Origin of the sequence: Halalkalicoccus paucihalophilus (assembly GCF_001593955.1) — an archaeon.
Taxonomy (GTDB): domain Archaea; phylum Halobacteriota; class Halobacteria; order Halobacteriales; family Halalkalicoccaceae; genus Halalkalicoccus; species Halalkalicoccus paucihalophilus.
This window is the reverse complement of record NZ_LTAZ01000005.1, coordinates 50,525-75,407: the sequence shown is the minus strand read 5'-3', so window position 1 is coordinate 75,407 and position 24,883 is coordinate 50,525. Positions and strand designations below refer to the sequence as shown.

Below are 24,883 nucleotides of genomic sequence, written 5' to 3'. Positions count from 1 at the left end.
TTTCGGCCCGGCGGGCAATCGTTTATACTCGACCGCGCTCAAACAGAGGGTGATGAGCGTAGAAGAACGTGCCGAGGCGCTCGCCTCCGACCTCGGTATCGACAAAGAGGAGGTCAAACAGGATCTCGAAAACCTCGTTTCCTACAGCGTGCCGATGGACGAGGCCGTCGATAGCCTCCGCCGGAAGTACGGCGACGGCTCGGCGGGCGGAGAGCCCGAATCCAAATCGATCGGCGAGATCACCACCGCCGACAGTACCGTTACCGTCACCGGCCGGGTGCTGACGGCGGGCAAGCGCTCGATCAGGTATCAGGGCAACGAACAAGTCATTACCGAAGGGGTGCTCGCCGATTCGAGTGGAACGATCGACTACACCGCCTGGGAGGACTTCGGCCTCTCGCCCGGTGATACGATCACCGCCGGTAACGCGGGGGTACGGGAGTGGGACGGCCACCCCGAACTCAATCTCGGGGAATCGACCACGCTCGTCTTCGAGGACGAGTCCCTCGACGTCCCCCACGAGATCGGCGGCGAAGCCGACCTCGCGAGCGTCGAACCGGGCGACCGGGGACTGGCCGTCGAGGCCCGTGTCCTCGAAGTCGAGACCCGAACGATCGACGGTCGGGACGGCGAAGCCGAGATCCTCTCGGGCGTGCTCGCCGACGAGAGCGCCCGGCTGCCGTTTACCGACTGGGAGCCACGGGACGAGATCGAGGCGGGTGTGGACCTGCGTTTCGAGAACGTCTACATCCGTGAGTTCCGGGGCGTCCCCTCGGTCAACTGTTCGGAGTTCACCACGGTCACGGAACTCGACCGGGCGATCGAGGTCAGCGACTCGGCACCCCGAAAGGCGATCGGCGAGGCAGTCGAGAGCTGTGGGGCGTTCGACGTCGAGGTAGTGGGAACGATCGTCGCGGTTCGGGACGGGTCGGGGCTGATCCAGCGCTGTCCCGAGTGCGGGCGCGTAGTCCAGAAGGGCCAGTGTCGAAGTCACGGCCAGGTCGAGGGCGAGGACGACCTCCGGGTGAAGGCGATCCTCGACGACGGAACCGGCACTGTCACCGCGATTTTGGGAACCGACCTCACCCGCGAGATTTACGGCGGCGATATCGACGACGCCCGCGAGCAGGCCCGTGATGCGATGGACCAAGAGGTCGTCGCCGACTCGATCCGCGAGCGGCTCGTCGGACGGGAGTACTCCATTCGGGGGTCGCTCAGCGTCGACGAGTACGGCGCGAACCTGAACGCAAGCGAGTTCGGCGAGGTGGCTGAATCGCCGGCCGAGCGTGCACGGACGCTGCTCGCGGAGGTGGCCGAATGAGCGACAGCGAGGGCGCCTCCGGCGGCGACTCCGGTCCCGGTACTCGAGAAATCGCCCACCGCCTGTTCGCGACGGAGTTCGACGCCGCCTCGCTCGAATACGCCGACAGCGACGAGGAGCGCGCGCCCAAATACGTGATCACGCCGACGGGCGCGCGGGTCAACCGCCTGTTCGTCGTGGGCGTACTCACCGAGGTCGAGCGGGTCAACGACGACGTGGTGCGTGCCCGCGTGGTCGACCCGACGGGCGCGTTCGTCGTGTATGCCGGTCAGTACCAGCCCGACGCGCTGGCGTTCCTCGAACGGGCCGAACCACCGACGTTCGTCGCGGTCACGGGGAAGGCGAACACCTTCCAACCGGAGGACTCGGAGCGAGTCTACACCTCGGTTCGACCCGAGAGCATCGCCGAGGTCGACGCCGAGACGCGGGACCGCTGGACGGTACAGGCCGCAGCACACACCCTCGGGCGGATCGGCGAGTTCGCGGGCGCTCTCGGGGGTGGAGAGAGCGATCCGACGGGCGGGATCGGCCTCGCCCGCGAGGAGTACGGAACGACGCCCGCGTATCTCGCGTCACTCCGCGACACGGCGCTCGACGCCGCGCGGCTCGTCGCCGGCGAGGTCGAGGAGGTCGCTGCGCCCGCCATCGACCCGGACGGGGACGACGGTCGAGCCGTGGACCTCGCTGATCTGCAGGACAGGAAGGCCGCGGCCAGTGAACCAAGCGCCGACGAACCCTCGACCGCCACGAACGGACCGTCCGGACCCGACCCGACCACCGAACACAGCGGGGACACGGCGACAGAATCCCAGTTCGATTCGGATATCGACGGGTCGGAGCCAGCTGACACGGGATCTACCGAACTCGACCCCGAGGTGGAGACGGGCGAGACGGGCAGTACTGAGACGACGAGTGACGAGTCCGAACCGGAAGACGAAGCGAAAACGGACGACCTCGGGGATTTCAGTGTCGCGGAGACGGATTCCGATTCGGAGACCGATGCCGAGTCGGTTCCCGAAGCTGACTCGGAACCCGACGTGGCCGTGGCCGACGAGGACGACCTCTACGAGTTCGATCCCGAAGAACGCGCCGAGATCGAATCCGAGTTCGACATGGACTTCGCCTCGGGCAACGAGGTCGAAGAACCCGGCGAGGCAGACATCGACACGCCCGAACCGGCACCGGAAGAAGTCGCCGAACCGGGCGCCGATTCCGAACTCGATTCGGGGGCGGAAGCCGAGGAACCGGAGGCGACGGCCGCCGCGGCCGAACCGACTGACGCCGAACCGGACGATGCGGACGGGACGCCAGCGTCGGACGACGGCGAGGCCGACATCGAGGATCGGGCGATGACCGTGATGAAAGAACTCGCCGAGGGCGACGGCGCGGATCGCGAGGAAGTAATCGAACGGGTCGCGAGCGAGGCCGGCGTCGCTCCCGAGGAAGTCGACGAGGCCATCGAGAGCGCGCTGTTGAGCGGACGGTGTTACGAGCCCCAGGACGACGTGTTGAAGCCGATCTGATGGCGCTCGTCGAGCCAGTTACCGAAGAGCCTGCCGCGACGGCGGACCTCGCCGGGGAGCGCGCGGTCGTCCTCGCGGACTTCCACGCCGGGATCGAGGGGGCGCTTCGCTACGAGAACGGCGTTGAGGTCGCGAGCCGCGCCGAACAACGCCGCGAGCACGTCCAACAATTGTTGGGCGAGACGGACGCCGACCGGCTCGTGATCCTCGGTGACTTCATGCACTCGATCGGCGGGCCGGGCGGCGCGGAGCGCGGCGAGATCGAGGTCTTCCTCGAATCCCTCACTGTTCCCGTGACGATCGTCAAGGGTAACCACGACGGCGACATCGAGTCAATCGTCGAGAACGCGCGCTCGCCTCGGACGCCGGGCGAGATCCCGGAGGTGACCGTTACCTCGGGTGGGGGCTGTCGGCTCGGCGACGTGGGCTTTTGCCACGGCCACAGCTGGCCCGTACCGGAGGTGCTCGGTGCCCGGGTGGTCTGTGTGGGTCACGAACACCCGCAGGTCAGGCTGACCGACGAGGTCGGCGGCACTCGCACCGAACGGGTGTGGCTCCGGGGAGCGCTTTCCCGGGAGCCGTTCGCGGATCGCGTGGGCGCGTGGACGGACACCGATCTGGTCGTGTTCCCGGCCTTCAACGAACTGATGGGCGGGACGTGGGTCAATGTCGGTCAGGACTTTCTTTGTCCGTTTTTGCCCGATGGGTTGGACGGGGGCGAGGCGTACCTGCTCGACGGAACGCGGCTGGGACCCTACGAGGCGGTTTGAGAGCGGGCAGGCAACGCGCTTACTTTCCTCCGACACGTACGAGATCCGATGAGCGAACAGCGGGCCGCGTCGGGTTCTGCGGCCTTCACACACCTCGGCAGCGAGGTCCGGGCAGCGCTCTCCGAGCGAGGGTTTCAGACGCCGACAGCGCCCCAACGCGCAGCGATCGCGCCGCTTGCCGCCGGGGAGAACGCGCTCGTGATCGCGCCCACTGGGACCGGCAAGACCGAGACCGCCATGTTGCCGGTGTTCGATTCGATCGCCCGCTCGGAGACTCCCTTCGGGCTCTCGGCACTGTACATCACGCCGCTGCGGGCGCTGAACCGCGACATGCGCGAACGCCTCGATTGGTGGGGCGAGCGATTGGAAATCGAAATCGCGGTGCGCCACGGCGATACCTCGGACTACCAGCGCCAGAAACAGGCCAACGACCCGCCGGACGTGCTCGTGACGACTCCCGAAACGGTGCAGGCGATGCTGACCGGCTCGAAGCTCCGGGAGGCCCTCTCGGACATCGAATTCGTCGTCGTCGACGAGGTCCACGAACTCGCTGCCTCGAAACGCGGCGCGCAGATGGCGATCGCCCTCGAACGGCTGGTCGAACTCGCGGGCGACTTCCAGCGAATCGGCCTCTCGGCGACCGTCGGGGATCCCGAGTCGGTGGGCGCCTTCCTGACGGGGAACCGGCCCTGCGAGATCTGCGAGGTGGAGGCGGGGAGCCGGCTCGATCTGCGCGTGCTCACTCCCGAGATCGAACCCGGCGACGAGGGGCTCGCAAGCGAACTCGTCACCGAACCCGAGATGGCGAGCCACGTGCGAGCGATTCGAGAAGTCGTCGAGGAGAACGAGTCCACACTGATCTTCGTCAATACGCGCCAAACCGCGGAGGCGCTGGGCTCGCGGTTCAACGTGCTGGAGGCGAACATCGGGGTCCATCACGGCTCGCTCTCGAAGGAGGCCCGAATCGAGGTCGAGGACGCGTTCAAGGCCGGCGAGCTCGACGGGTTGTTGTGTACCTCCTCGATGGAACTCGGGATCGACGTGGGGCAGGTCGACCACGTCGTCCAGTACGCGAGTCCCCGCGAGGTCTCGCGCCTGCTCCAGCGCGTCGGCCGGGCGGGCCACCGAAGCGATCAGGTCTCGCGGGGCACCGTGATCGCGACGAGCCCCGACGACGCCCTGGAGGCGCTCGCGATCGTCGACCGCGCCCGGCGGGGCGACGTCGAACCCGCCGAGATCCACACCGGGAGCCTCGATACCCTCGCGAATCAGATCACGGGACTGGTGATGGGCCACGGCGATATCAGTGCTAGAGAGGCCTATGGGATCGCAACCCACGCGGCACCCTTCGCCGACCTACCCGAGGAGACGTTCCGGGAGGTGGTTCGGGAGCTGAGCAGCAACAGGATCCTCTGGCTCGACGAGGGCGCCGACAGCCTGGAGAAGTCGGGCGGGACGTGGCAGTACGTGTATGCGAACCTCTCGATGATCCCCGACGAGGCGACCTTCGAGGTCCGCGACGTCGCGAGCGGCCGCGGGGTCGGCACCCTCGACGAGCGCTTCGTCACCACGTTCGCCGAGCCGGGCGCGACGTTCATTCAACGGGGAGAGATGTGGCGGATCGTCGAGATCGACGAGGAAGAGGAGAAAGTGCGGGTGAGCCCCGTCGAGAACCCGACCGGCGAGATCCCCTCGTGGGTCGGCCAGGAGATCCCGGTTCCCCAAGCAGTCGCCGAGAACGTCGGCGAACTCCGTCGGGTCGCGGCCCCGCAGTTTTCGGGCGGTGCCTCCCGCGAGTCGGTCGCCCGCGAGTTCGTCTCACGCTACCCGACCGACCTCCACACCGCGAGCGAGGCGCTCGAACCAGTCGAGCGCCACGTCGAGGCCGGCCACCCGATCCCGGCGGAGAACCGGCTGTTGATCGAGTTTTCGGGGGGGACGATCGTGGTCAATGCCTGCTTCGGCCACAAGGTAAACGAGACTCTAGGAAGGCTTCTCTCGGCGCTTCTGGGCCAGAAAACGGGGTCGTCGGTCGGGCTCGAAACCGACCCGTACCGGATCGAACTCACCGTTCCCTCGGGGATCGCCGCCCGCGACGTGGTCGAGGTGCTCGAGGAAACCGACCCCGAGCACGTCGAGGCGCTGATCGAGCTCAGCCTGAAGAACTCGGACGCCCTGAAGTTCCGCCTCGCGCAGGTCGCCGCGAAGTTCGGCGCGCTCAAATCCTGGCAGGGTTCGCGGGGCTCGATCTCGATGGACCGCCTGCTCGGCGCACTCGAGGACACCCCGATGTACGAGGAAGCGATCAGAGAGGTGTTCCACGAGGATCTGGACGTATCCGGTGCGGCCCGGGTTCTCGAGCGGATCCGTTCGGGCGACCTCTCTATCGAGCGCGTCGGCGAGCGAACTCCGTTAGGAATCGGGGGGCGCTCGTCGAGCACCGAACTCCTCTCGCCCGAGAACGCCGACGCGAGCGTGATCGAGACGGTGCGCGAGCGCATCAAGGAGGACCGCGTGCTGTTGGCCTGTCTGCACTGTAAGGAGTGGGACCGTACGCAGAAGGTCGAGCGAGTGAGTGAGAAGCCCGAGTGTCCCAACTGTGGTTCGACGATGGTCGCCGCACTCAACCCGTGGGCCGAGGAGGTCGTCGAGGCCGTGCGGAAAGGGAACAAGGACGCAGAGGAGGAGAAGGCGACGCGGCGGGCGTACACGGCCGCGAGCCTCGTCCAGGGCCACGGCAAGCAGGCGGTGATCGCACTCGCCGCCCGCGGGGTCGGGCCCCGCAACGCCGCCTACATCATTAACAACCACCGCGAGAGCGAGGACGATTTCTACAGGGACATCCTCGAAAAGGAGCGCGAGTACGCCCGAACGCAGGCGTTCTGGGACTGAGTAGCAGGATTTCTGTTGACGGAAACATTCGCCCGTTCGTGATGACGGAACTGGGTGAGTCGTCCCACCGTCGTTATCGGACGTCGTCGAGACGTTCTGTGGGTCTTGCACCGCCCGGAACGCCGCTGGCGACTCCGGACGTGGCCGAGGAGTTCGTGCGTACTCCAGCCCACCATTATCACCCTCCTCAGAGCACTGAACGGATGATCTACGGGCGCTGTTCGACCACGTCGAGGACGATAACGTGCGTGGCAGCCTGTCGAAGGGCGTTCGGGGCTAACTATTGAGCGGATTCGTCGCTATAATCTCACAGTTTATGATGAACTGACTTGGGGTTCAACGATCAAGGGACGGTGGCGACCGCGGACCTTCGAACCGGGGTGGAAGATATCACCAGTCCGGTCCGGTTGGGTCGCCGCGGACGGGAGACATCGGTGCCTCTGACAGAATTCCGATCCGATTCGACGGTCCCCGTGTCCGGTTTTCGCGCCGAGACGACCCACTGTACGATAGCGACCGCACAGTAAAAAGATGACCCCGTTCTCCGTCGGCCGGACGTATCGATGCACTGGCGAGTCGTACAGCCCCCATCGGGTCGGGCAAGCGAAAGACCCGTATGACAGGGGGTTGAATCGCGGGCCATGAAGTTTGCCTCGGGTGTGTGGTGGTACGCCGTTCCCCTGTTGTTGCTCGCGTTTCCGGCCTTCATCGTCAGTCCGACCCTTGGAGGGCTGTTCGTGATCGGTGCCGCGTTCACCCTGTTTTTCTTCCGGGATCCCGAACGCACCCCGCCCTTTACGGGGATCGTCTCGCCCGCCGACGGCACAGTCTCGGAGATCCGAACCGAGGGGGATCAACTGAGAGTCTGCATCTTCATGAACGTCCACGACGTCCACGTGGTGCGCGCGCCCGACGACGGCACTGTCAAGCGCGTCGAACACGAGTCGGGCGGCTATCGCCCCGCGTTCTCGAAGGAGTCGGACAGAAACGAGAAGGTCCACGTCGGGTTCGAGGACAGCGAGGTAACCCTCATTGCGGGTGCCTTCGCCCGCCGGATTACTCCCTATGTCGAGGAAGGCGACGAGGTAGAGCGCGCCGAGCGACTCGGTCACATCGCCTTCGGGAGCCGGGTGGACGTCCTGTTGCCGCCCGAGATCCATTACGCTGATCTGCGAATCGAGCGCGGCGAGAAGGTCACGGCCGGTGAGACCAAGATCGCGAGTCCACCGGGGGCCAACGACGAGTGGGAGTGGCCCGAGAGCGCCGACGAAGCCGAAAACGCGGGCAACGCCGAAGCCGCCGACTAATGCGAGGGCTCGATCCCCGCGCGTGCGGCCTCGAAGTGTTCCTTCCGGATCCGTATCTCGTCGGCCCGATCGATCGCCTCCTCGGGGCCGTACTCGCTTGCGACCTCACGGATGGCACGCATCGAGGCGGCCCGACACAGTGCCGCGAGATCCGCGCCGGTGTAGTCGTCGAGTTCGCTCGCCAGTGCGTCGAGATCCACGTCCTCGGAAAGCGGCTTCTCGCGGGTATGGATCTCCAGAATCGCCCGGCGACCGGTCTCGTCGGGTGCCGGCACCTCGATATGCGCTTCGAGGCGGCCGGGACGGATCAGCGCCCGGTCGAGCGCTTCCTTCCGGTTGGTCGCGGCGAGCACCACCAGGTTCGGGTTATCCGCGAGCCCGTCGAGTTCGGTCAGGAGCTGGGAAACCACTCGCTCGGTCACCTCGTGGCCCTGTCCGCGTTCGGCGGCCAGCGCATCGATCTCGTCGAAGAACACGATCGACGGGGCGGCCTGTCTCGCGCGCTCGAACACTTTTCTCACGGCCTTCTCGCTCTCGCCGACGTAGCGATCCAGCAGTTCGGGACCGGCAACATGTATAAAATTGACCCCGCTCTCGCTCGCGATCGCGCGGGCCAAGAGCGTCTTTCCGGTGCCCGGCGGGCCATAGAGAAGTACGCCGGACGGCGGTTCGGTGGCGGTTTTCTCGAACAGCTCGGTATACGACAGCGGCCACTCGATAGCCTCCTGTAAAGTCCGTTTCGCGTCGTCTAACCCGCCGACGTCCGAGAAGTCGGTCTGTGGGGCTTCGGCAACGAACTCGCGCATCGCCGAGGGGTCGACCGCGGCGCGGGCACTATCGAAGTCCGTACGGGTGACCGTCAGGTCGGCAAGCGTCCCGCCGTCAGTCCGAAAGCGCCGCAGGGCGTTCATACCCGCTTCGGTCGCGAGTGCGTGAATGTCCGCGCCGACGAAACCGTAGGTGTGTTCGGCGAGGCGGTCCAGCGAGACGTCCTCGGCAAGCGGCATACCTCTGGTGTGGACCTCGAAGATCTCCCGCCGCCCCACGGCGTCCGGGACCCCGATCTCGATCTCCCTGTCGAAGCGTCCGCCCCGGCGTAGCGCCGGATCGAGCGAGTCCACTCTATTAGTCGCGCCGATGACGACCACGTCACCGCGGGCGTCGAGGCCGTCCATCAGGGACAGGAGTTGGGCGACCACGCGGTTCTCGACGTCGCCCGAGTCGTCGCGCTTCCCTGCCACCGAATCGATCTCGTCGAAGAAGACGATCGCCGGCGAACTCTCCCTGGCCTTCTCGAAGACCTCCCGGAGCTGTTCTTCGCTCTCGCCCTTGTATTTGGACATGATCTCCGGGCCCGAAACGGTGTGGAAGCTGGCGTCGACCTCGTTTGCCACCGCACGGGCGATCAGCGTTTTCCCCGTTCCGGGCGGCCCGTAGAGAAGGACGCCTTTCGGGGCGTCGATTCCCACCTGTCGGAAGAGTTCGGGTTCCGAGAGCGGCAGTTCGATCATCTCCCGGACGAGGTCGAGTTCCTCGTCGAGGCCACCGATGTCCTCGTAGCTGATCCGGCCGTCGCCCGTGCTCTCGGCGCTCTCCGTCGACTCGACGTCCGCCGGCACCGTTACTCGGGTGGAGTCGGTGATCCTGACGGTTCCTTCGGGATCGGTGTCGGTGATTGAGAACGGACCCACGCCCAATCGCTCGATGCGCACCCGTTCGCCGGTGCGGACGGGACGGTCCCGGAGGTCGCGTTTGATCGCCCGTTCGACGCTTTCTGCGTCCTCCGCGGAGATCGATACCGGAGGTGTGATCGTGACCGATTCCGCGTCCTCGACGGTCTGTTTTCGTACGCTGACGGCGTCGCCGATACTCACGCCGGCGTTCGCGCGGGTGTCGGCGTCGATCTGTACCGTACCGCTCTCGGCGCTCGGACCGGCGGGCCATACTTTGGCGACGGTGGTCCGGTCGCCCTCGATGAGGACGGTGTCGCCGCTGAGAACGGAGAGGGCCCGACGGGCGGCCTCGGGCAGGCGGGCGACCCCGCGGCCCGCATCGCGCTTTTCGGCGCCGCGGACCGTGAGGGTCACGTCCGATTCGTTCATGTCAGTTCGTGGGAGCCGACCCGCCTTTACCGTTCGGACTCGCGCGACGAACCGACGTAACGCATTTGGTCCGTCCCGTCGCACTGTGTGCTATGGTGGTACAGACCGAGCGTGACGACGGGACGTGGTACGAATGTGAGGGCTGTGGTCTCATGTTCGACGAGCGGAAGGACGCCCGCCAGCACGAGCAAAACTGCGACTCCGAGGACCCCTCGTACATCCAGTAGCGCGCCGACTCGCTCCTCACTCCTCGGTGACCATCTCGTAGGAGTGTTCGCTCATGTCGTCCTCGGCGAAGACGAACACCCGCCCGCGAGCGATCTCGGGGTCGGCATCGACGAAGACCCGGTGACTCTCCGTCCTGACCTCGACCCCTGGGAATACCTCCTCGCGTTCGTCAGGACCGACGAGGACACGCCCGACGCCGGTTGATTCGAGCACTTCGTCGTGGGTCTTCAGGTCGTTGACGTACATCATCACGCCCTCGGTTTCGGTGGGGTCGGTCACGAGGATATGGACCTCCTTTCCGGGCGGGGTTCTGAGGGTCTCCGAAACCGTCTCGGGGATGCCGTGGTAGAACACCTCCCGACCGTCGGTGTACGTGACCGCGATGCCGCTTTCCTGTAACTCGATCCCCAGCGTCGAGGGCGAGACGTTGCTGCGCTGGCTCATCACTTTCACTACGCGCCCCGGCGGAAAAACGCCGCGCTCGAAGCCGATAGTATAAATACGGCGTTCGAGTGGGTCCGGTATGGACGGCCGAGCACACGCGCCCGCTGCGGGGACGATCCTCAACGCGCTGGCGAACGAGCGGGGCGCAGCGTTCGCGATCGACCTCGAAACCACCGCCATCGTCTCGCTCGACGGTTCAGAGGACATACGCGGCGAGATCGACGGTGCGCCCGAGGCCGATACCGCGCTGATCGAGCGCTGTGTCGAACTCGCGATCGAGGAGTACGGTGATGGGGTCAACGGCCAGGTATCGGGCGGGTTCGTGCGAACCGAAAGCGAGGTCCCGCTCGCGGCGGGACTGAAGAGTTCGAGCGCCGCCGCGAACGCGACGGTACTCGCGACCTGTGCGGCGCTCGGCGTCGAGGCCGATCCCCTCGAAGCCTGTCGACTGGGCGTGCGGGCAGCCCGCGAGGTTGGGGTTACAGTAACAGGGGCGTTCGACGACGCTTCTGCCTCCATGCTCGGGGGCGTGACAGTCACGGACAACTCGGCGGACGAACTGCTCGCCAACGAGGCCGTCGAGTGGGACGTGCTGGTCTGGACGCCACCCGAACGGGCCTTCAGCGCTGACGCCGACGTCGAGTCCTGCCGGAAGGTCTCCCCGATCGCCGACGTCGTAGCGGAACTCGCCCTTCAGGGACGCTACGGGCAGGCGATGTCGGTAAACGGCTTTGCGTTCTGTGGGGCGCTCGACTTTCCGACCGGGCCGATGCTGGAGGCGCTCCCGGACGTCGAGGGGGTGTCGCTGTCGGGGACCGGCCCGAGCTACGTCGCGGTCGGGGACCGACACGTTTTAGCCGACCTTCGAGAAGAGTGGGAGATACGGGATGGAACCACATGGCTAACGACGACGCGGACCGAGGGCGCGCGGACGGAGTGAGCTTGGACGAACTACGCGAGGAAATCGAGGAGATCGACAGCGACCTCGTGGAACTGATCGCCCGGCGTACCTACGTCGCCGACACGATCGCGGGAGTGAAAGCCGAACGCGACCTCCCGACGACGGACGAGAGCCAAGAACAGCGCGTAATGGATCGTGCGGGACGGAACGCCGAGCAGTTCGAGGTGGACTCGAACCTCGTGAAGGCGATCTTCCGGTTGTTGATCGAACTGAACAAGGTCGAGCAACGCGAGAACAGGTAGTCGGGACCGCTCGCTATCGCTTCGCATCAACGGAACGGAGTGTGCCAACGATCGCTGTTCGGTTGTGCTGCGGTGGGTGGATGGGAAACGGAAAAATCGGGCAGCGGGACGGACGTCATTCGGCGTTGTCTCGAATTACCATCGCTTTCACGCGCCGCACGGCGTCGAAGTCGCGGAGTCGGTAGGTCAGTTCACGTACTCGCTTGGCGTCCCCCCGGCAGAACAGCGATTCGAGACACCACTCCCCTTGGTGGGTATGACTCGTATTGAGGATGACGTCCTGATAGTCGTGTTGGACGGCGTGGAGTTCCCGTATCACGTCGTGGTGGCGATAATCAAAGGCGACAAGCGCAACGACTTCACCGCTCGTCTCTTCGAGGCGGGAGTGGGACTCGATGTACTCCAGCATCGCTTCTCTGACCGCCCGCGACCTGTTTTCGATCTCCTGTTCGTGCCACACCCGGTCGAACTCTTCGATTACTTCGTCGGGAATATTGAAACTCGTTCTCACAGCTACTGGCTCGTCATGCCTTTACAAGAGTTTCCCCGTATGACGATTCGTCCATTTCGGTATTAACAACCGTTATCCACGTCGTTGGTGGAGTCTCTTGCGTAGATGTTACACGGCGAATCTCTCGGTCTTCTCCTCGGGGCGGTCGCGCTCGGTGCAGTTCACGGTATCGAGCCGGGTCACGGATGGCCCGTTGCCGCATCGTACGCTCTCGACCAAACGAACAAGTGGGTATACGGGTTCGCGGCGAGTTTCATCCTCGGCGTCGGCCACCTCATCAGTAGTATTGCGATGGTCGGGGTGTTCTTCTACGCGAAGGAGTACTTCAACCTCACACAGGTCAACGAGCCGGTTACGATAGTCGGTGGCGTCCAAATCGGTGGGCCAGTCAGCCTCGTTGCCGGTGTACTGCTTATCGGCCTTGGCATCCGCGAGTACGTCCACGGCCACTCCCACGGAAACCTCAGTGATAACCACGACCACGATTCGGACGAGCATCACAGCCATTCGCACGACCACGACGATGGACTGATATCCCGTCTGAGAGGGTTCGTCCCATTCATCGGTGGCCACTCACACTCACACAATGACCTCGACGAGGCCGCCGACCGGGGGCTCCTCGGTATCGCGTGGTTCGCGTTCGTCCTCGGGTTCGCCCACGAGGAGGAGTTCGAGATCATCGCGCTCTGTGCCGGATCGAACTACTGTCTGGAACTGATGGGCGCGTACGCCATTACCGTCATCGTCGGTATCGTCGGACTGACGATGCTGTTGATTGCGGGCTATCAGCACTCCGAGGAGCGAGTCGAGAAGTACACGCCGTATCTCCCAGCGTTCTCCGCCGCCGTTCTCATCATCATGGGAATCGGGTTCATCACTGGACTGTTGTGAGTTCGATATGGGACGGCCTGAGGCGTCGATTTCGTGGTTCGAGTACACGAACGAGGACGAAGGAGCCGGCAGCGCTATATCGTCAGTCGGAAGCGCTCTTCCCGTCCGTTCGCGCTCCGTAGAGCCTCGTAAACGGCGTCGCCGTCACCCCGTATGCGAGGATCGAGACGACGATGACGAGCGACGAGATCTGCCAGGCCAGCCGCGAGCCCGTCTCGTGAACGACGAGCGTCGCGTAGAACACCGCCGCGATGCCGATCGGCCCGAACCAGCCCACCAAGAGCGTGTCGGCCCGTCGTCGGAGCGGCGACAACAGCCCTGCGGCGGGGAGGACGACCGGAAGCCGACGAAACAGGAGGACGACTCCCGCAAAGGCGACGCCGCGCCATCCGAGGGCGAGCCATCCCTGCCAGGGAAGCATCATGCCCAAGAGGACGAAAACCGGTATCTCGAACAGCCGTTCGACGGTCTCTTGGGTCCGGACCTCCCGGTCGTCCGCCTCGTCCGCCGTGGGGAGTTTGAACGCGCCGCCCGCAACGAACGCCGCCAGATCCCGTCCGCCCCGAACAGTTTGATGAACCCGAGGACGGCGAACGTGAGGGCGATCGTCACGGTGAGGAGGGACGGTTCGACGACGTAGTCGTGGGTTCGCGCCCACCGCTGGAGTCGCCCGACGAGGTACCCGATCACGAACCCGGCCACGACCGCGAGGACGACCTCTTTCAGGAGGACGACGAGGAACCACTCGCGAAGCGCGGGAACGGTCGGTCGGTCAAGCAACAGGAGCGGGAGAAACAGGAGGAGATACGCGACCCCGTCGTTGATCGCCGACTCGGCGGAGATGTACTGTCTGAGTCGGGACGGGATGTGTTCCTCCGCGGCGGTGCCCGTGACGATCGTCCCCGCGATGACGGGGTCGGTCGGCGTCAGAACGGCACCGACGACCATCCCGATCCACCACGGCACCCCGAAGAACCAGTTGACGATCAGCCCGCTGATGAGCCACGTCCCCGGCATGATCACGAGCAGAACGGTCGCCATCGCTTTCCTTCGTTCGAAGACGTACCGGTTCGGAAGGCGGACCGCCACGCCCAGCACCGCGAGCCCGAGCGTCAATCGGGAGGCCTGTTCTAAGACGACCATCGGCTCGCCGAAGGAAGCGACGTGGAGCAGTCCCAGTCCGGCCGGTCCGATCACGATGCCGTACGCGACGGCGATCAGCGGCTCCGTACCGAACGAGACGTACTGCTTGATGTAATCCGAGACGACTCCTAACGACAGAATCAGCCCCCCGATGAGGGCTAACGCGACGTTGATATCGCTCACTCGGGGAGTCTATTACATCCCCGTAAAAAAGAGAAGCGCCCGATCGAACTCGGCGAGCGGTCGTTCGACCGCCGATGTCTCAGGAGGCACCCGCCGGTTTCGAAAGCACCCACCCTTCGCCGCCAACGCGGGACCTATCCGTGCAGGGTCCTTTTATCGGGCTGTGAAGCACCTCCCGAAACACGTCCGGCCGAAATGGCGCTATCTCGGTGTCGGGATCGAGACCTGGCCCGACGCTCGCCTCTCGCGGCGGACGTTCCAGCGCGGCCTCTGGTACGCCGGACAGAACCTGCTCGGCGATCCGGGCAGTGCCGACGCCGACCTCAGCGTGTTCGGTTTTCACCACGAGAGGGGCGTCGGCGAGGCGGTCGTCCGTACCCGTCGGGAGACGGTGAGCGAGGCGCGTGCGGCGCTCGCCTGTCTCAAGACGGTCGGCGGCCGGGAGGTCGGCGTCCACGTCCGCGGCGTGAGCGGGACGGTGAAAGGCTGTGAAGAAAAGTATTTAGGACGCCGACCGGAAGTTTCGGGCGAGAATCGAGTCGTGTTCGAGAACGCAGACCGGGCCGCCGTCACGCGCGACGGCCTCGTCGACGTACGGGTCGGGGATGCGTACACCGGCGCGACGGACTTCGACGTAACTCCAGTGTGATACTATGCAGGGACAAAACCAACAGCAGGCCTACGACCGGGGAATCACGATCTTCTCGCCTGACGGACGGCTCTATCAGGTCGAGTACGCCCGAGAGGCCGTAAAGCGCGGCACGGCAAGCATCGGCATCCGAACCGACGGCGGCGTCGTTCTCGCCGTCGACAAGCGCATCCGCTCGCCGCTGATGGAGCGCACCAGCGTCGAGAAGATCCACAAGGCCGACGACCACATCGGCATCGCCAGCGCGGGCCACGTCGCCGACGCCCGCCAGCTGATCGACTTCGCCCGCCGGAACGCACAGGTCAACCGGCTTCGCTACGGCGAGCCCATCGGCGTCGAGACGCTGACGAAGGACGTCACCGACCACATCCAGCAGTACACGCAGGTCGGCGGCGCACGCCCCTTTGGGGTGGCGCTGATCATCGGCGGCATCGAGAACGGCGAGCCCCGCCTCTACGAGACCGACCCCTCCGGTACCCCCTACGAGTGGAAAGCGCTCGCGGTCGGTGCGGACCGGGGCGACATCGAGGACTACCTCGAAGCCAATTACGAGGAGGCGGCCGACTTGGAGGGCGGCATCGAACTCGCGCTCCGGGCGCTCGCGGAGGTCAACGACGGCGAACTCCGCCCTGAGAGCATCGGGATGGCGACGATCCCCACCGAAACCGAGACGTTCACCGAGGTCGAGGACGACGAGATCGACTCGTATCTCGCGGAGTTCGACCTGCTGGCCGCCGAGGAGGACAAGGAGTCCGACGAATCGGCCGAGTAAGCCGGCCCGAAAGCGCGAACACTCTTTTACCGCCGGCCCGAACGGTCGGGTATGATATCGCTTGACGAGGCGGTGACCGCACGCCTCGAATCCCACGGCGCACGGTTCGAGGTGCTCGTCGATCCGGACGCGGCGCTGGCGATCAAACGCGAGGAGTTCGACGGCGAGTTAGAGGAGGTGATCGCCGCCGAGGAGGTCTTCGAGAACGCTTCTCGGGGGGATCGCCCCGCCGAGACGGATCTGGAGGACGTCTTCGACACCACCGACCCGATGGAGATCATCCCCGAGGTCATTCGTCGGGGGGAGATCCAGATCACCGCCGAGCAGCGCCGCGAGATGCAAGAACAGAAGCGCCGCCAGCTCATCAACCGCATCGCGCGCAACGCGGTCAATCCGCAGATGGACAACGCCCCGCATCCGCCCGACCGCATCGAGAGCGCCCTCAAGGAGGCAGGGTTCAAGGTCGACCCGATGGAACCGGTCGAAACGCAGGTCGACGACGCGCTCGACGCCCTCAGGCCGGTGATTCCCATTCGGTTCGACGAGGTGATCGTCGCGGTGCAGATCCCCGCCGACTACGCCGGCAGCGCGCAGGCCCACGTGAGACAGTTCGGCGACCTCAAGCGCGAGGAGTGGCAGAACGACGGCTCATGGGTCGGCGTCATCGAGTTCCCGGCGGGGATGCAAAACGACTTCTACGATCTGGTGAACGAACACACCAGCGGCACCGCCGAGACGCGGATCATCAAGGACGAAGACGAGATCAGCACGCGGTAGTTCGGCGCGGGCCGATCGGGTCGAACACCGCAATGTCGACCGGCGCGGGATTGAAGTCCACCGGGAGCGTAGCCGCCGATATGGTCGTGTGGCAACGGGGCGGGACCGAGGTGAAGGCCCGGCACGGTTGAGGTGGTCGGTATCGATATCAGCGGCCGCCACGAGGAGCGCGGCGAGTACCTGATGGTCGCGGCGGCCGTCGCCGCGGGCGTCGGCTCGAACCGGATCCATGAGGTCACCGGTATCGGCTTTGCGACCAGCCGCGCGGAGCCAGCGCTCGAACACCTCTTGTCGGTCGTCGAAGAGGCGCTCGGTGCGCTTTCCGATCCACCCGAGGGGCCGGTCGTCGCCGAGCGCGGCGAGTTCTACGAGGAGCCCGCCACGGTGATCGGCGCGTCGTTCGGCCCCAAGTTCAAATACGTCGAATCGGTCGCCGAACGCCGCACGGTCGAGATCGCCCACCACGCCGCATACGCCGCACGAACACTCATACTATGAACACGGTCATCGTCAAACGAGTAGACGAGGGTACCGCCGATACGAGCGAGATCCGGGAACTTGCGCGTGCGGCCGGCTACACCGTCCGCGAGGAACTGACACAGACACGCACGGAGGACGCCGCCACCCACATCGGGGAGGGGAAGGTCGAGGAACTGGCCCGCCTCGTCGCCCGGACGGATGCCGACACCGTGATTTTCGACAACCGGCTCGGCCCCTACCAGATCTACAACATCGGGACGGAACTACCCGAAGACGTCGAGGTGATCGACCGATTCACCCTCATTCTCGACATCTTCGGCCAGCGCGCCCAGACGCGAAAGGCCCAACTGCAGGTCGAACTCGCTGAATTGCGCTACGAACTGCCCCGGGTCGACGCGAAGGTCAGCCTCGCCAAGCGAGAGGAACACCCCGGGTTCATGGGGCTTGGCGAGTACGACGAGTCGCGCGAACGCGACATCAAGTCCCAGATCAGCCGGATCAAAGAGGAGTTGGCCTCGATCGCGAAGACCGAGGAACACAGGCGAGAGGAGCGTCGCGAGTCGGGCTTCGACCTCGTGGCACTCGCGGGCTATACGAACGCCGGGAAATCGACGCTGTTGCGACGGCTCGCCGTCGATCTCACGGTCGACGAGAACGAGGAGCTCCACCCGGACCTCGATACGACGGCCGAATCGGAGGACCAGCTCTTTACCACGCTCGGGACGACCACGCGCCGGGCGGAGATGGAGCGGGACGTCCTGCTGACCGATACTGTGGGGTTCATCAGCGACCTGCCCCACTGGCTGGTCGAGTCCTTTCGCTCGACGCTGGACGAGGTCTACCGGGCGGATCTCGTCCTCCTCGTCGTCGACGTCAGCGAGCCGATCGAGGAGATCCGCGAGAAGCTCGTGACCTGTCACGACACGCTCTACGAGCGAAACGAGGCCCCGATCGTCACCGTGTTGAACAAGATCGACGCGGTAGACGAGGCGGAACTCGAGGAGAAACGCGCGGCGCTGTCGGCGCTCGCGCCGGACCCCGTCGCCGTCAGCGGTAAGGAGGGGCTGAACGTCGAGGCGCTGGCCGAACGGATCGGCGAGGAACTGCCGCCGCTACAGGAGGAGCGGCTGGTGTTGCCGATGGTGGACGACACCATGAGCCTCGTCTCGTGGCTCCACGACAACGCCCGCGTCGACGAGGTGACATACGATGCCGACCAGGTTCTCGTGGAGTTCGCCGCCCGACCCGCGATCGTCGAGCGGTCGCACGCGAAAGCGGGCGAACTGTCCGTCCCCGAATCGGCCTAGTCGAGTTCCCGTTTCTCCTTACTCACGACCCGCACGTCCGCGATCCGCGTCCCCGGGTACTGCCCCTCCGAATCCTTCTCGGCGGCCTTCACCATGTCCCAGACGACGTTCAGCCCCGTCGTCACCCCCTCTAAGGCCTCCATCTCGCAGCCCGTTTTGCCGGTGGTCTCGACGCCGACCTCCAGTTCGACGCGGTCGTCGCGCACCTCGAACCCGGTGTCCACGTTCGTGATCGGGATCTGGTGGCACATCGGGATCGTCTCCCACGTGTGTTTGACCGCCTGGATCGCGCCTACTCGTGCGGTCGCGAGCACGTCACCCTTTTTCGTGCTGTTTTCGCGGATCGCCTTAACGGTCGATTCGTTTAGATTGATCTCCCCGGCGGCGACCGCCCGCCGGGCGGTGGCGGGTTTCGCACCCACGTCGACCATGCGAGCCTCGCCCGACTCGTCGACGTGGGTCAGGTCGCGTTCGTTGTTCGGGTCGTTCTCCGGATCGCTCATCGCTCCCCCCAGATGACTTCGGGAAGCTCGTCGAGCAGGTCCGAGGCCAGCAGGCCGCCGCCTCTATCGAGGCGTTCTGCGGCCCGGCCGTTGGCGTAGGCGGCCGCGGCGGCGGCGTCCAAGGGGTCGGCCCCCTTGATGAACGCGGCGATGATTCCTGCAAGAGTATCGCCGGTCCCGCCGACGGTCATGCCCGGTGTTCCACGGGTCGAGATCCGGGTGTGCTCGCCGTCCGTAACCACGTCGGCCTCGGCTTTCGCCATCACGACATGCCCCAACTCGGCGGCGAACGCTTCGATCTCGTCGGCTCCTGCTTCCAAGTCATCCAATTCGGGCCCGCCCATTTTCGCTAACTCCTTGCGGTTGGGCGTACAGATCAGGGTCGCATCGGTTTCGACTTCTGGTACAATGGAAAGGGCGTCGGCGTCGACGACCATCGGTCCCTCGAACTCCTCGAGGAACGTTCGGGCCGCCTCGAGGGTCTCGTCTGCGGTTCCCAGTCCCGGCCCGAGCACGACCACGTCGTCGTGTTTCGTGGCGGTCTCGATCAGGCCCTCTACCTCTGCGGGCGAGAGACGGTCGCTCTCGTACTCCTGAACGATCAGGTCCTCGGCGTAGCCCGCGAGGACGTCCTTGATCGATTCCGGACAGGCCAAGAAGGACAGCTCCGCGCCCGAGCGAAGCGCCGCCTGCGCCGAGAGGGCGGGCGCACCGGTGTAAGGGCCGCCGCCGATGACGAACACCCGGGTCCCCGCGTCGGGGGCCGGCGTACCGAGTTCGAGGTCGCCCGGCCCGACGTAGCGCTCGGCGGCCGCGGGGATGCCGATGTCGGCGACGCTCACCTCACAATCGAGGTCGGCCAGCCCTGGTTTCCCGTCGTGGAAGGTGACGACGCGATCGGCCTCGACGGCACTTTCCGGTACGTCCCCCGAGTCAGCGTCCACACCTGAAGGAACGTCGACCGAGACGACGGTGGCCTCGGCGGCGTTGATCTCGTGGGCCGCGGTGGCCTCGGGCTCTCGGAGCTCGCCGCTGATCCCGGTCCCGAGCATCCCGTCGACGATTACCGCGGAGTCGCCGAAATCGAGGTCCGTCGAGTCGGTGACGGCCTCGGCGTCGTATCCTGCCGCTTCGAGCGCCTCCCAGTTCTCGCGGGCGATGTCGGTCGAAATCGTCTCTGGCCTCCCTAGCAGGTAGATCGAGGGGTCGTACTCGTCGAGAAAGCGCGCGGCGACCAGTGCGTCCCCGCCGTTGTTCCCCCGGCCGGCGATAATCACTACCGAATCGCCCTCGCTTGCTTCCTCTCGCACGGTGCGGGCGACGGAGTTGCCGCTCGACTCCATGAGCTGTTTTCGGGGCACTCCGAGCGCCTCGGCGTTGCGGTCGACCGCGCCCATCCGTGCTGCCGTGATCATACCCGGGCTTCGGCCGGGCGGCCGTTGAAGATTGCGGACGACATCCTGATTTCGCCACGGGTCGAACGCCACGCGTGAACGTCTTCTGGCTCGACGAGGATCCCCGGCTCGCCGCGCGCTATCACTGCGACCAGCACGTCAACAAGATGCTTTTGGAGGCGGCACAGGTCCTCTGTACGGCGGTGAGGGAGAACGGCTACGAGGCGGACTTCCTCTATCGTTCGACCCACTCCGACCATCCCGTCACGAAGTGGGCCGGCGAGTCGCGGGAAAACTGGCTCCGGCTTCGCGAGCACGCCGGCGCGCTCAATGCCGAGTTCACCGAGCGCTACGGACACGACGAGGCCCACGCGAGCTGGGACGTCATCGAACGGATCGACCCCGATGGGATCACGTTTCCCGCGACGGAGCCGACACCCCGCCCGCAGGCGATGCCCGAACGGTACAGGCGCGAGGACCCGGTCGAGGCCTACCGGGCGTACTACGCCGGCGAGAAGGCGGGGTGGGACGAGTGGAACTACACCGACGAACCGCCGTGGCTCGCGGCGTACGCGGTCGACGACCAGCGGAGCAAGCGGTAGCTACCGACGGATCTCGAAGCCCTCGATCCCTTCGGGCTCGCCGTACTCGACCTCCACGTCCTCGACCTGCGCGGCCGGCGATCCCTCGTGACACCAGCCGACCATCGCATCGACGTCCTCCTCGCTCCCCTCGAACATCGCCTCGACCCGGCCGTCCTCCCTGTTCCTCACCCAGCCCGAAACGCCGTGTTCGCGGGCGGTATCGCGCGTACTCGCACGGTAGTAGACGCCCTGAACGGTGCCCGAGACGAAGACGCGTGCGCGTGTACGATCCATAGTTGCGAATGTCCGTCCAGCGATAAAATTCCTGCCGTCGTTCACGACCGCCGGGCGCTGATTCGGCGCTTGATCCCACTCGCCCACTTCTCTATCTGTTCTGCCCCGCCGTTTACCCGCTCGCTCACGTTGTGGAGACGAGTAAGATACCACGGTTTTCGCCAGTAGAAGGATTCGACCTCGAAGGGGACCCCGTCGGGATACCGTTCGCTCTCGTAGTTCCGCAGGAACTCCCGTGTCATCCGGACGCCCGTTTCGGGGCTGCAATCGGTCGCGGCGTAGTGTTTGATCGGGTGGGTGTACCACGAGTACTCCCAGTGGGCGTACGCCTCGACGCTGTCGCCGACGTCGTGCAGGATGAGGTGGAGTTGCCAGTCGGCAAGCGGCGACTCGCGCCACGCCCACGAGCCATCGGAGACGTTGCCGTCGATCCGAACCTTCAGCGAGGAGACGACGTTTCGACGAAAGCCCGCGTTTGCGAGCAGTTCCTCGAGTTCCGACTGGGGAAGGTCGACCGTTCCGACGTACTCCTCTTCGGTGTTGCTCGTCATCGCGTAGCCGCCGAACGACCAGTCGAACAGTCGATGGAGCGGCGGTTTGACCGCTCGGCGGGTCGCGTTCAATAGGTTCGGTGCCGGGCCCATTAGCGTTGCTAGGTCGGTCGGGGCCTATAGCCTTTCACTCTCCGGCTTCCACTGTCCCCGCCGTCCGGAGGTGATGGAATACGTACGTCTGGGCGTAGCCCGCGTACTCGTCCCCGAGGCGCTCGCGGATCGCCCGCGAGGTCTCCCGATAGGAATCCCGATCACACTCCGGGAAATACTCCTCGATGGCCGAGCGGAGCCACGTGTCGAGGGGCACGGCCTCCAGATAGCCGAGCGAGAACAGGAGGACGCAGTCGGCGACCTTCGGGCCGACACCGACGAAGCGCGTCAGCGATTCTCGGGCGTCCTCGTAGGCCAGTCCGAGAGCGTCCTCGGGACGGGCGTCGCCGCTCGCGATCATCCCCGCCGTCTCCCTGACGTAGGGTGCACGATAGCCGAGCGAACACTCCCGAAGCGCCTCGACGCTCGCGCTCGCCAGTTGCTCGGGCGTCGGAAACGTGTGGTAGGTCTCGCCATCGATCTCCATCCCGTCCCCGAACCGTTCGGCGAGCGTCGTCTGCATCCCGTGGATCCGCGAGACACGCATCTGGGCCGAACAGATGAACGATATCAGACAGGGGAAGGAGGGATCGTTCACGATACGCATCCCGCGGTGGGCGGCGTAGGCCTCTCGCAGCAGTGGATCGTCCGGACCGGCCGCCATGATCGCATCGAGGTCGTCGTCGAGGCGCAGCAATTCTCGAAGAACGGGTTCGGCGTCGGTCGTCGATTCCCACTCGAGTGTGGTGTCGGTCTGGCGAACGCGGACGAATTCGTCGTCGACGATCGTGTAGTACCGTCCTCCCGGGTCACCCTCGTACATCCGATCGTCCTCGCGTCGCCACAGATACGATTGGCCGCTTTCGAGGGTCAGCCGGAGATCGAGGCCGCCCGGACAGGAATCGAGCGCGATCGCACCACGTTCCATCGGCCGTTCTCGGCAGCGCGCGCGTTTGTGGGTTTCGACTCGCGGGCAACATTCATACCGCTGGCTCGTGATGTTCACAGTGACCATGGACTGTCGAGTTGTCGTCGAGGCTGCCGTCCCGGTGTACGACGTCTCCACGCCCGACGAAGCCGTGCGGATCGCCATCTCGAAGACCGGCGAGATGCTCAATCCCGATCTGAACTACGTCGAGATCTCGATGGGGTCTCGGACGTCGCCGGGCGGCGAGGAACTCGAACCGGTGTTCATCGTCGCCGACGAGGCCCTCGTCGCCCTCGAGCTCGAGATGACGGTGTTCAACGTCGAGCGCGAGGAACACGCTTCGCGGATCGCCCGCAAGGAGATCGGCCAGCGCCTTCGTAACATCCCGCTCGACGTGCTGGAAGTCGAAGTCATCGAGACCGACGAGGAGGACGACACCGACAGTGCGGACGGCGAGGATGACTCGACGGACGAGCGGGGCGACGGCGGCGAAGAGATACTGCCCGAGTTCGACGACCTGCTCGAATAATACCGCTGAGACGGCGATCCCCAACTGGTATTCGTACAGGATCTACCTGCGAAACGACAGCAACAGCGCTGGTAGATCGGAAGTGAGTCGGGAGAACGCCTGACCTCAGTCAGCCTGTGCGGCGACCGTTTCCTGCGTTTCTTCGGTGATGTCGGACGTGATTCCGGTTGCGATAGCGAACACGGCGGCCTTGTGGTCGGTCTTCGATTTGTGAATCGAGGTGGGCCGTACGCCGAGCGATTCGTACGCCTCGAAATCCGGAGTACCCGCGTTTTGCTCGTAGTGGTTCGAAACCTCTGCCAGCAGGCCGTGAAGGTGGATGAGCTCCTGCTTTTTCATGAGCACTCATGGGTTACGGTTGCAGGGTTATATTAGTATCCTGAGTTTCGTTGTCACACGTAGATCGGCTAACACTATCGAACGGCGAGAGGGACACCCTCGAATTATCCCGTATCTGCGAGGTAGCGGGCCCGATCAGTCGGCAGGTTCGGCGCTCGCCATGCCGCCCGTCGGATTCGTGTCATCCGCCTGAAGTAGTTCCTTGTAGCGGTTGCGGATGGTCACTTCACTGATGTTTGCGACCTCACTGACCTCCGCCTGCGTGACCTTCTCGTTGGTCAGCAGGGCGGCGGCGTAGACCGCCGCGGCGGCGAGCCCAACGGGGGACTTCCCGCTGTGGATGCCGGCCTGCTTCGCGTTCGAGAGCAGCTCGCGTGCGCGGTGTTCGGCCTCGTCCGAGAGGTCGAGATCCGACGCGAACCGGGGGACGTAGCTCTCGGGATCTGCGGGCTGGACCTCCAGTCCCAGCTCGCGGACCACGTAGCGATACGTGCGGGTGAGTTCCATCCGGTCGATCCGCGAGACCTGTACGATCTCGTCGAGGCTCCGGGGCGTGCCGGCCTGGCGGGCCGCGGCATACAGGCTCGCGGTGGCGACGCCCTCAATGCTTCGTCCGGGCAGTAGGTCCTCCTCGAGCGCGCGGCGGTAGATCACGCTTGCGGTCTCCCGGACGTTCTTCGGGAGGCCGAGCGCGCTGGCCATGCGGTCGATCTCGCCGAGCGCCTGCTTGAGGTTTCGCTCCTTGGAGTTGCGCGTGCGGAAGCGCTCGTTCCAGGTGCGAAGCCGCTGCATCTTCTGGCGCTGGCGATTCGAGAGCGTGTTTCCGTAGGCGTCCTTGTTCTGCCAGCCGATGTTCGTCGAGAGGCCCTTGTCGTGCATCATCGTCGTCGTGGGCGCTCCGACCCGGCTCTTCTGGTCGCGCTCGGAGGAGTCAAAGGCGCGCCACTCTGGCCCGCGATCGATCTCGTCCTCCTCGACGACGAGACCACAGTCCGCACAGACCGTCTCGCCGTGTTCGGTGTCCGTCTCGAGGCGGCCGCCACACTCGGGACAGGTGAGCGTCGACTCGCTCTCTTCGGTTTCCTCTCGTTCGGTTTCGGTGACTGACTCGTCAGTGAATGTTCGTTCTTTCATGGGCATGATCGTATGACCGCGAGAGTGCGCT

At 65.3% G+C, this 24,883-nt stretch carries 27 protein-coding genes and 1 pseudogene; 16 read left to right on the top strand and 12 right to left on the bottom strand.

Annotated elements, in window-relative coordinates; all coding sequences use genetic code 11:
• Window positions 1-52: 52 nt before the first annotated feature.
• The 5 genes from HAPAU_RS09845 to HAPAU_RS09825 all read left to right on the top strand — a co-directional run bounded on the left by HAPAU_RS09845 (window position 53) and on the right by HAPAU_RS09825 (window position 7,813).
• Entirely contained in the window at window positions 53-1,321 is a 1,269-nt protein-coding gene (locus HAPAU_RS09845; protein WP_066382145.1) for a Single-stranded DNA binding protein, read from the top strand.
• The gene (locus HAPAU_RS09840; protein ID WP_066382143.1) at window positions 1,318-2,844 is read left to right on the top strand and encodes a hypothetical protein; all 1,527 of its coding nucleotides are present in this window, start codon (window positions 1,318-1,320) and stop codon (window positions 2,842-2,844) included. Before HAPAU_RS09845 ends, HAPAU_RS09840 begins: the two co-directional genes overlap by 4 nt.
• The gene (locus HAPAU_RS09835) at window positions 2,844-3,614 is read left to right on the top strand and encodes a metallophosphoesterase (RefSeq protein WP_066382137.1); all 771 of its coding nucleotides are present in this window, start codon (window positions 2,844-2,846) and stop codon (window positions 3,612-3,614) included. The genes HAPAU_RS09840 and HAPAU_RS09835 overlap by 1 nt, the downstream gene beginning before the upstream one ends.
• 48 nt (window positions 3,615-3,662) lie before the next feature.
• Entirely contained in the window at window positions 3,663-6,506 is a 2,844-nt protein-coding gene (locus HAPAU_RS09830; RefSeq protein ID WP_066382134.1) for a DEAD/DEAH box helicase, read from the top strand.
• A gap of 641 nt (window positions 6,507-7,147) precedes the next feature.
• Window positions 7,148-7,813, top strand: coding sequence for a protein sorting system archaetidylserine decarboxylase (locus HAPAU_RS09825; RefSeq protein WP_066382132.1), 666 nt, complete (start codon window positions 7,148-7,150; stop codon window positions 7,811-7,813).
• Here HAPAU_RS09825 and HAPAU_RS09820 read toward each other — a convergent pair.
• The gene (locus HAPAU_RS09820) at window positions 7,810-9,915 is read right to left on the bottom strand and encodes a CDC48 family AAA ATPase (RefSeq protein ID WP_066382127.1); all 2,106 of its coding nucleotides are present in this window, start codon (window positions 9,913-9,915) and stop codon (window positions 7,810-7,812) included. The two genes, HAPAU_RS09825 and HAPAU_RS09820, sit on opposite strands and share 4 nt — an antisense overlap.
• A 92-nt stretch (window positions 9,916-10,007) precedes the next feature.
• Between HAPAU_RS09820 and HAPAU_RS22780 the strand changes: the two genes are divergently transcribed.
• Window positions 10,008-10,142, top strand: coding sequence for a DUF7128 family protein (locus HAPAU_RS22780; RefSeq protein ID WP_281177879.1), 135 nt, complete (start codon window positions 10,008-10,010; stop codon window positions 10,140-10,142).
• 16 nt (window positions 10,143-10,158) lie between these two features.
• Here the strand turns inward: HAPAU_RS22780 and HAPAU_RS09815 are convergent, their stop codons facing one another.
• A complete protein-coding gene (locus tag HAPAU_RS09815) occupies window positions 10,159-10,587 on the bottom strand; it encodes a DUF5796 family protein (RefSeq protein WP_066383178.1) in 429 nt (142 codons plus the stop codon).
• Between the two features lie 79 nt (window positions 10,588-10,666).
• Here HAPAU_RS09815 and HAPAU_RS09810 point away from each other — a divergent pair, with 79 nt between their 5' ends.
• Together HAPAU_RS09810 and HAPAU_RS09805 are read left to right on the top strand one after the other, a co-directional pair.
• Entirely contained in the window at window positions 10,667-11,527 is an 861-nt protein-coding gene (locus HAPAU_RS09810) for a shikimate kinase (RefSeq protein ID WP_066382125.1), read from the top strand.
• Complete coding sequence (locus HAPAU_RS09805; protein WP_066382123.1) at window positions 11,485-11,790, top strand: chorismate mutase; 306 nt, start codon at window positions 11,485-11,487, stop codon at window positions 11,788-11,790. Before HAPAU_RS09810 ends, HAPAU_RS09805 begins: the two co-directional genes overlap by 43 nt.
• Window positions 11,791-11,905: 115 nt before the next feature.
• Here HAPAU_RS09805 and HAPAU_RS09800 read toward each other — a convergent pair whose 3' ends face one another.
• Entirely contained in the window at window positions 11,906-12,301 is a 396-nt protein-coding gene (locus HAPAU_RS09800; RefSeq protein WP_066382121.1) for a CopG family ribbon-helix-helix protein, read from the bottom strand.
• 105 nt (window positions 12,302-12,406) lie between these two features.
• Here HAPAU_RS09800 and HAPAU_RS09795 point away from each other — a divergent pair, with 105 nt between their 5' ends.
• Window positions 12,407-13,192, top strand: coding sequence for a hypothetical protein (locus tag HAPAU_RS09795; RefSeq protein WP_066382119.1), 786 nt, complete (start codon window positions 12,407-12,409; stop codon window positions 13,190-13,192).
• An 82-nt stretch (window positions 13,193-13,274) separates the two neighbouring features.
• On the opposite strand, the gene HAPAU_RS22775 is transcribed toward HAPAU_RS09795, so the two are convergent.
• Both HAPAU_RS22775 and HAPAU_RS22770 read right to left on the bottom strand, forming a co-directional pair.
• Window positions 13,275-13,850 carry a cation:proton antiporter domain-containing protein gene (locus HAPAU_RS22775; RefSeq protein ID WP_084383694.1) on the bottom strand — a complete coding sequence of 192 codons (576 nt, stop codon included), beginning with the start codon at window positions 13,848-13,850 and terminating at the stop codon, window positions 13,275-13,277.
• Window positions 13,808-14,389, bottom strand: a pseudogene (locus tag HAPAU_RS22770) (cation:proton antiporter domain-containing protein); the annotation flags it as partial. The pseudogene HAPAU_RS22770 and the gene HAPAU_RS22775, both read right to left, overlap by 43 nt.
• A 292-nt stretch (window positions 14,390-14,681) precedes the next feature.
• Between HAPAU_RS22770 and HAPAU_RS09785 the strand changes: the two are divergent.
• From HAPAU_RS09785 to hflX, 5 genes are all read left to right on the top strand, one after another.
• A complete protein-coding gene (locus HAPAU_RS09785; protein ID WP_066382118.1) occupies window positions 14,682-15,167 on the top strand; it encodes an Rpp14/Pop5 family protein in 486 nt (161 codons plus the stop codon).
• Between the two features lie 4 nt (window positions 15,168-15,171).
• The gene (gene psmA, locus HAPAU_RS09780) at window positions 15,172-15,939 is read left to right on the top strand and encodes an archaeal proteasome endopeptidase complex subunit alpha (protein WP_066382116.1); all 768 of its coding nucleotides are present in this window, start codon (window positions 15,172-15,174) and stop codon (window positions 15,937-15,939) included.
• 51 nt (window positions 15,940-15,990) lie between these two features.
• A complete protein-coding gene (locus HAPAU_RS09775; RefSeq protein ID WP_066382114.1) occupies window positions 15,991-16,716 on the top strand; it encodes a ribosome assembly factor SBDS in 726 nt (241 codons plus the stop codon).
• Between the two features lie 141 nt (window positions 16,717-16,857).
• Window positions 16,858-17,214 carry a DUF2209 family protein gene (locus tag HAPAU_RS09770; protein WP_169802653.1) on the top strand — a complete coding sequence of 119 codons (357 nt, stop codon included), beginning with the start codon at window positions 16,858-16,860 and terminating at the stop codon, window positions 17,212-17,214.
• Window positions 17,211-18,503, top strand: coding sequence for a GTPase HflX (gene hflX, locus HAPAU_RS09765; RefSeq protein ID WP_066382112.1), 1,293 nt, complete (start codon window positions 17,211-17,213; stop codon window positions 18,501-18,503). The genes HAPAU_RS09770 and hflX overlap by 4 nt, the downstream gene beginning before the upstream one ends.
• Here the strand turns inward: hflX and moaC are convergent.
• On the bottom strand, window positions 18,500-19,006 hold the full coding sequence (moaC, locus tag HAPAU_RS09760) for a cyclic pyranopterin monophosphate synthase MoaC (protein WP_066382111.1): 507 nt from the start codon (window positions 19,004-19,006) through the stop codon (window positions 18,500-18,502). The genes hflX and moaC overlap by 4 nt on opposite strands.
• Window positions 19,003-20,421, bottom strand: a complete 1,419-nt coding sequence (locus HAPAU_RS09755) for a bifunctional ADP-dependent NAD(P)H-hydrate dehydratase/NAD(P)H-hydrate epimerase (protein WP_066382110.1) — start codon at window positions 20,419-20,421, stop codon at window positions 19,003-19,005. Before HAPAU_RS09755 ends, moaC begins: the two co-directional genes overlap by 4 nt.
• 74 nt (window positions 20,422-20,495) lie before the next feature.
• Here HAPAU_RS09755 and HAPAU_RS09750 point away from each other — a divergent pair, with 74 nt between their 5' ends.
• Window positions 20,496-21,002, top strand: coding sequence for a hypothetical protein (locus HAPAU_RS09750; protein ID WP_066382108.1), 507 nt, complete (start codon window positions 20,496-20,498; stop codon window positions 21,000-21,002).
• Here HAPAU_RS09750 and HAPAU_RS09745 read toward each other — a convergent pair whose 3' ends face one another.
• From HAPAU_RS09745 to HAPAU_RS09735, 3 genes are read right to left on the bottom strand one after another with little or no spacing between them, the layout of a single operon-like run.
• Entirely contained in the window at window positions 21,003-21,278 is a 276-nt protein-coding gene (locus tag HAPAU_RS09745) for an acylphosphatase (protein ID WP_066382106.1), read from the bottom strand.
• 41 nt (window positions 21,279-21,319) lie between these two features.
• Window positions 21,320-21,922, bottom strand: coding sequence for a hypothetical protein (locus tag HAPAU_RS09740; RefSeq protein ID WP_066382104.1), 603 nt, complete (start codon window positions 21,920-21,922; stop codon window positions 21,320-21,322).
• Between the two features lie 34 nt (window positions 21,923-21,956).
• On the bottom strand, window positions 21,957-22,850 hold the full coding sequence (locus HAPAU_RS09735) for a DNA-3-methyladenine glycosylase family protein (protein WP_066382103.1): 894 nt from the start codon (window positions 22,848-22,850) through the stop codon (window positions 21,957-21,959).
• Between the two features lie 85 nt (window positions 22,851-22,935).
• Between HAPAU_RS09735 and HAPAU_RS09730 the strand changes: the two genes are divergently transcribed.
• The gene (locus HAPAU_RS09730) at window positions 22,936-23,379 is read left to right on the top strand and encodes a DUF555 domain-containing protein (RefSeq protein WP_066383157.1); all 444 of its coding nucleotides are present in this window, start codon (window positions 22,936-22,938) and stop codon (window positions 23,377-23,379) included.
• A 105-nt stretch (window positions 23,380-23,484) separates the two neighbouring features.
• Here the strand turns inward: HAPAU_RS09730 and HAPAU_RS09725 are convergent, their stop codons facing one another.
• Together HAPAU_RS09725 and HAPAU_RS09720 are read right to left on the bottom strand one after the other, a co-directional pair.
• Window positions 23,485-23,718 (bottom strand): UPF0058 family protein, encoded by a 234-nt coding sequence (locus HAPAU_RS09725; RefSeq protein ID WP_066382102.1) that lies wholly within the window; start codon window positions 23,716-23,718, stop codon window positions 23,485-23,487.
• A 135-nt stretch (window positions 23,719-23,853) separates the two neighbouring features.
• Complete coding sequence (locus HAPAU_RS09720) at window positions 23,854-24,852, bottom strand: transcription initiation factor IIB (protein ID WP_157078446.1); 999 nt, start codon at window positions 24,850-24,852, stop codon at window positions 23,854-23,856.
• Between the last annotated feature and the right edge of the window lie 31 nt (window positions 24,853-24,883).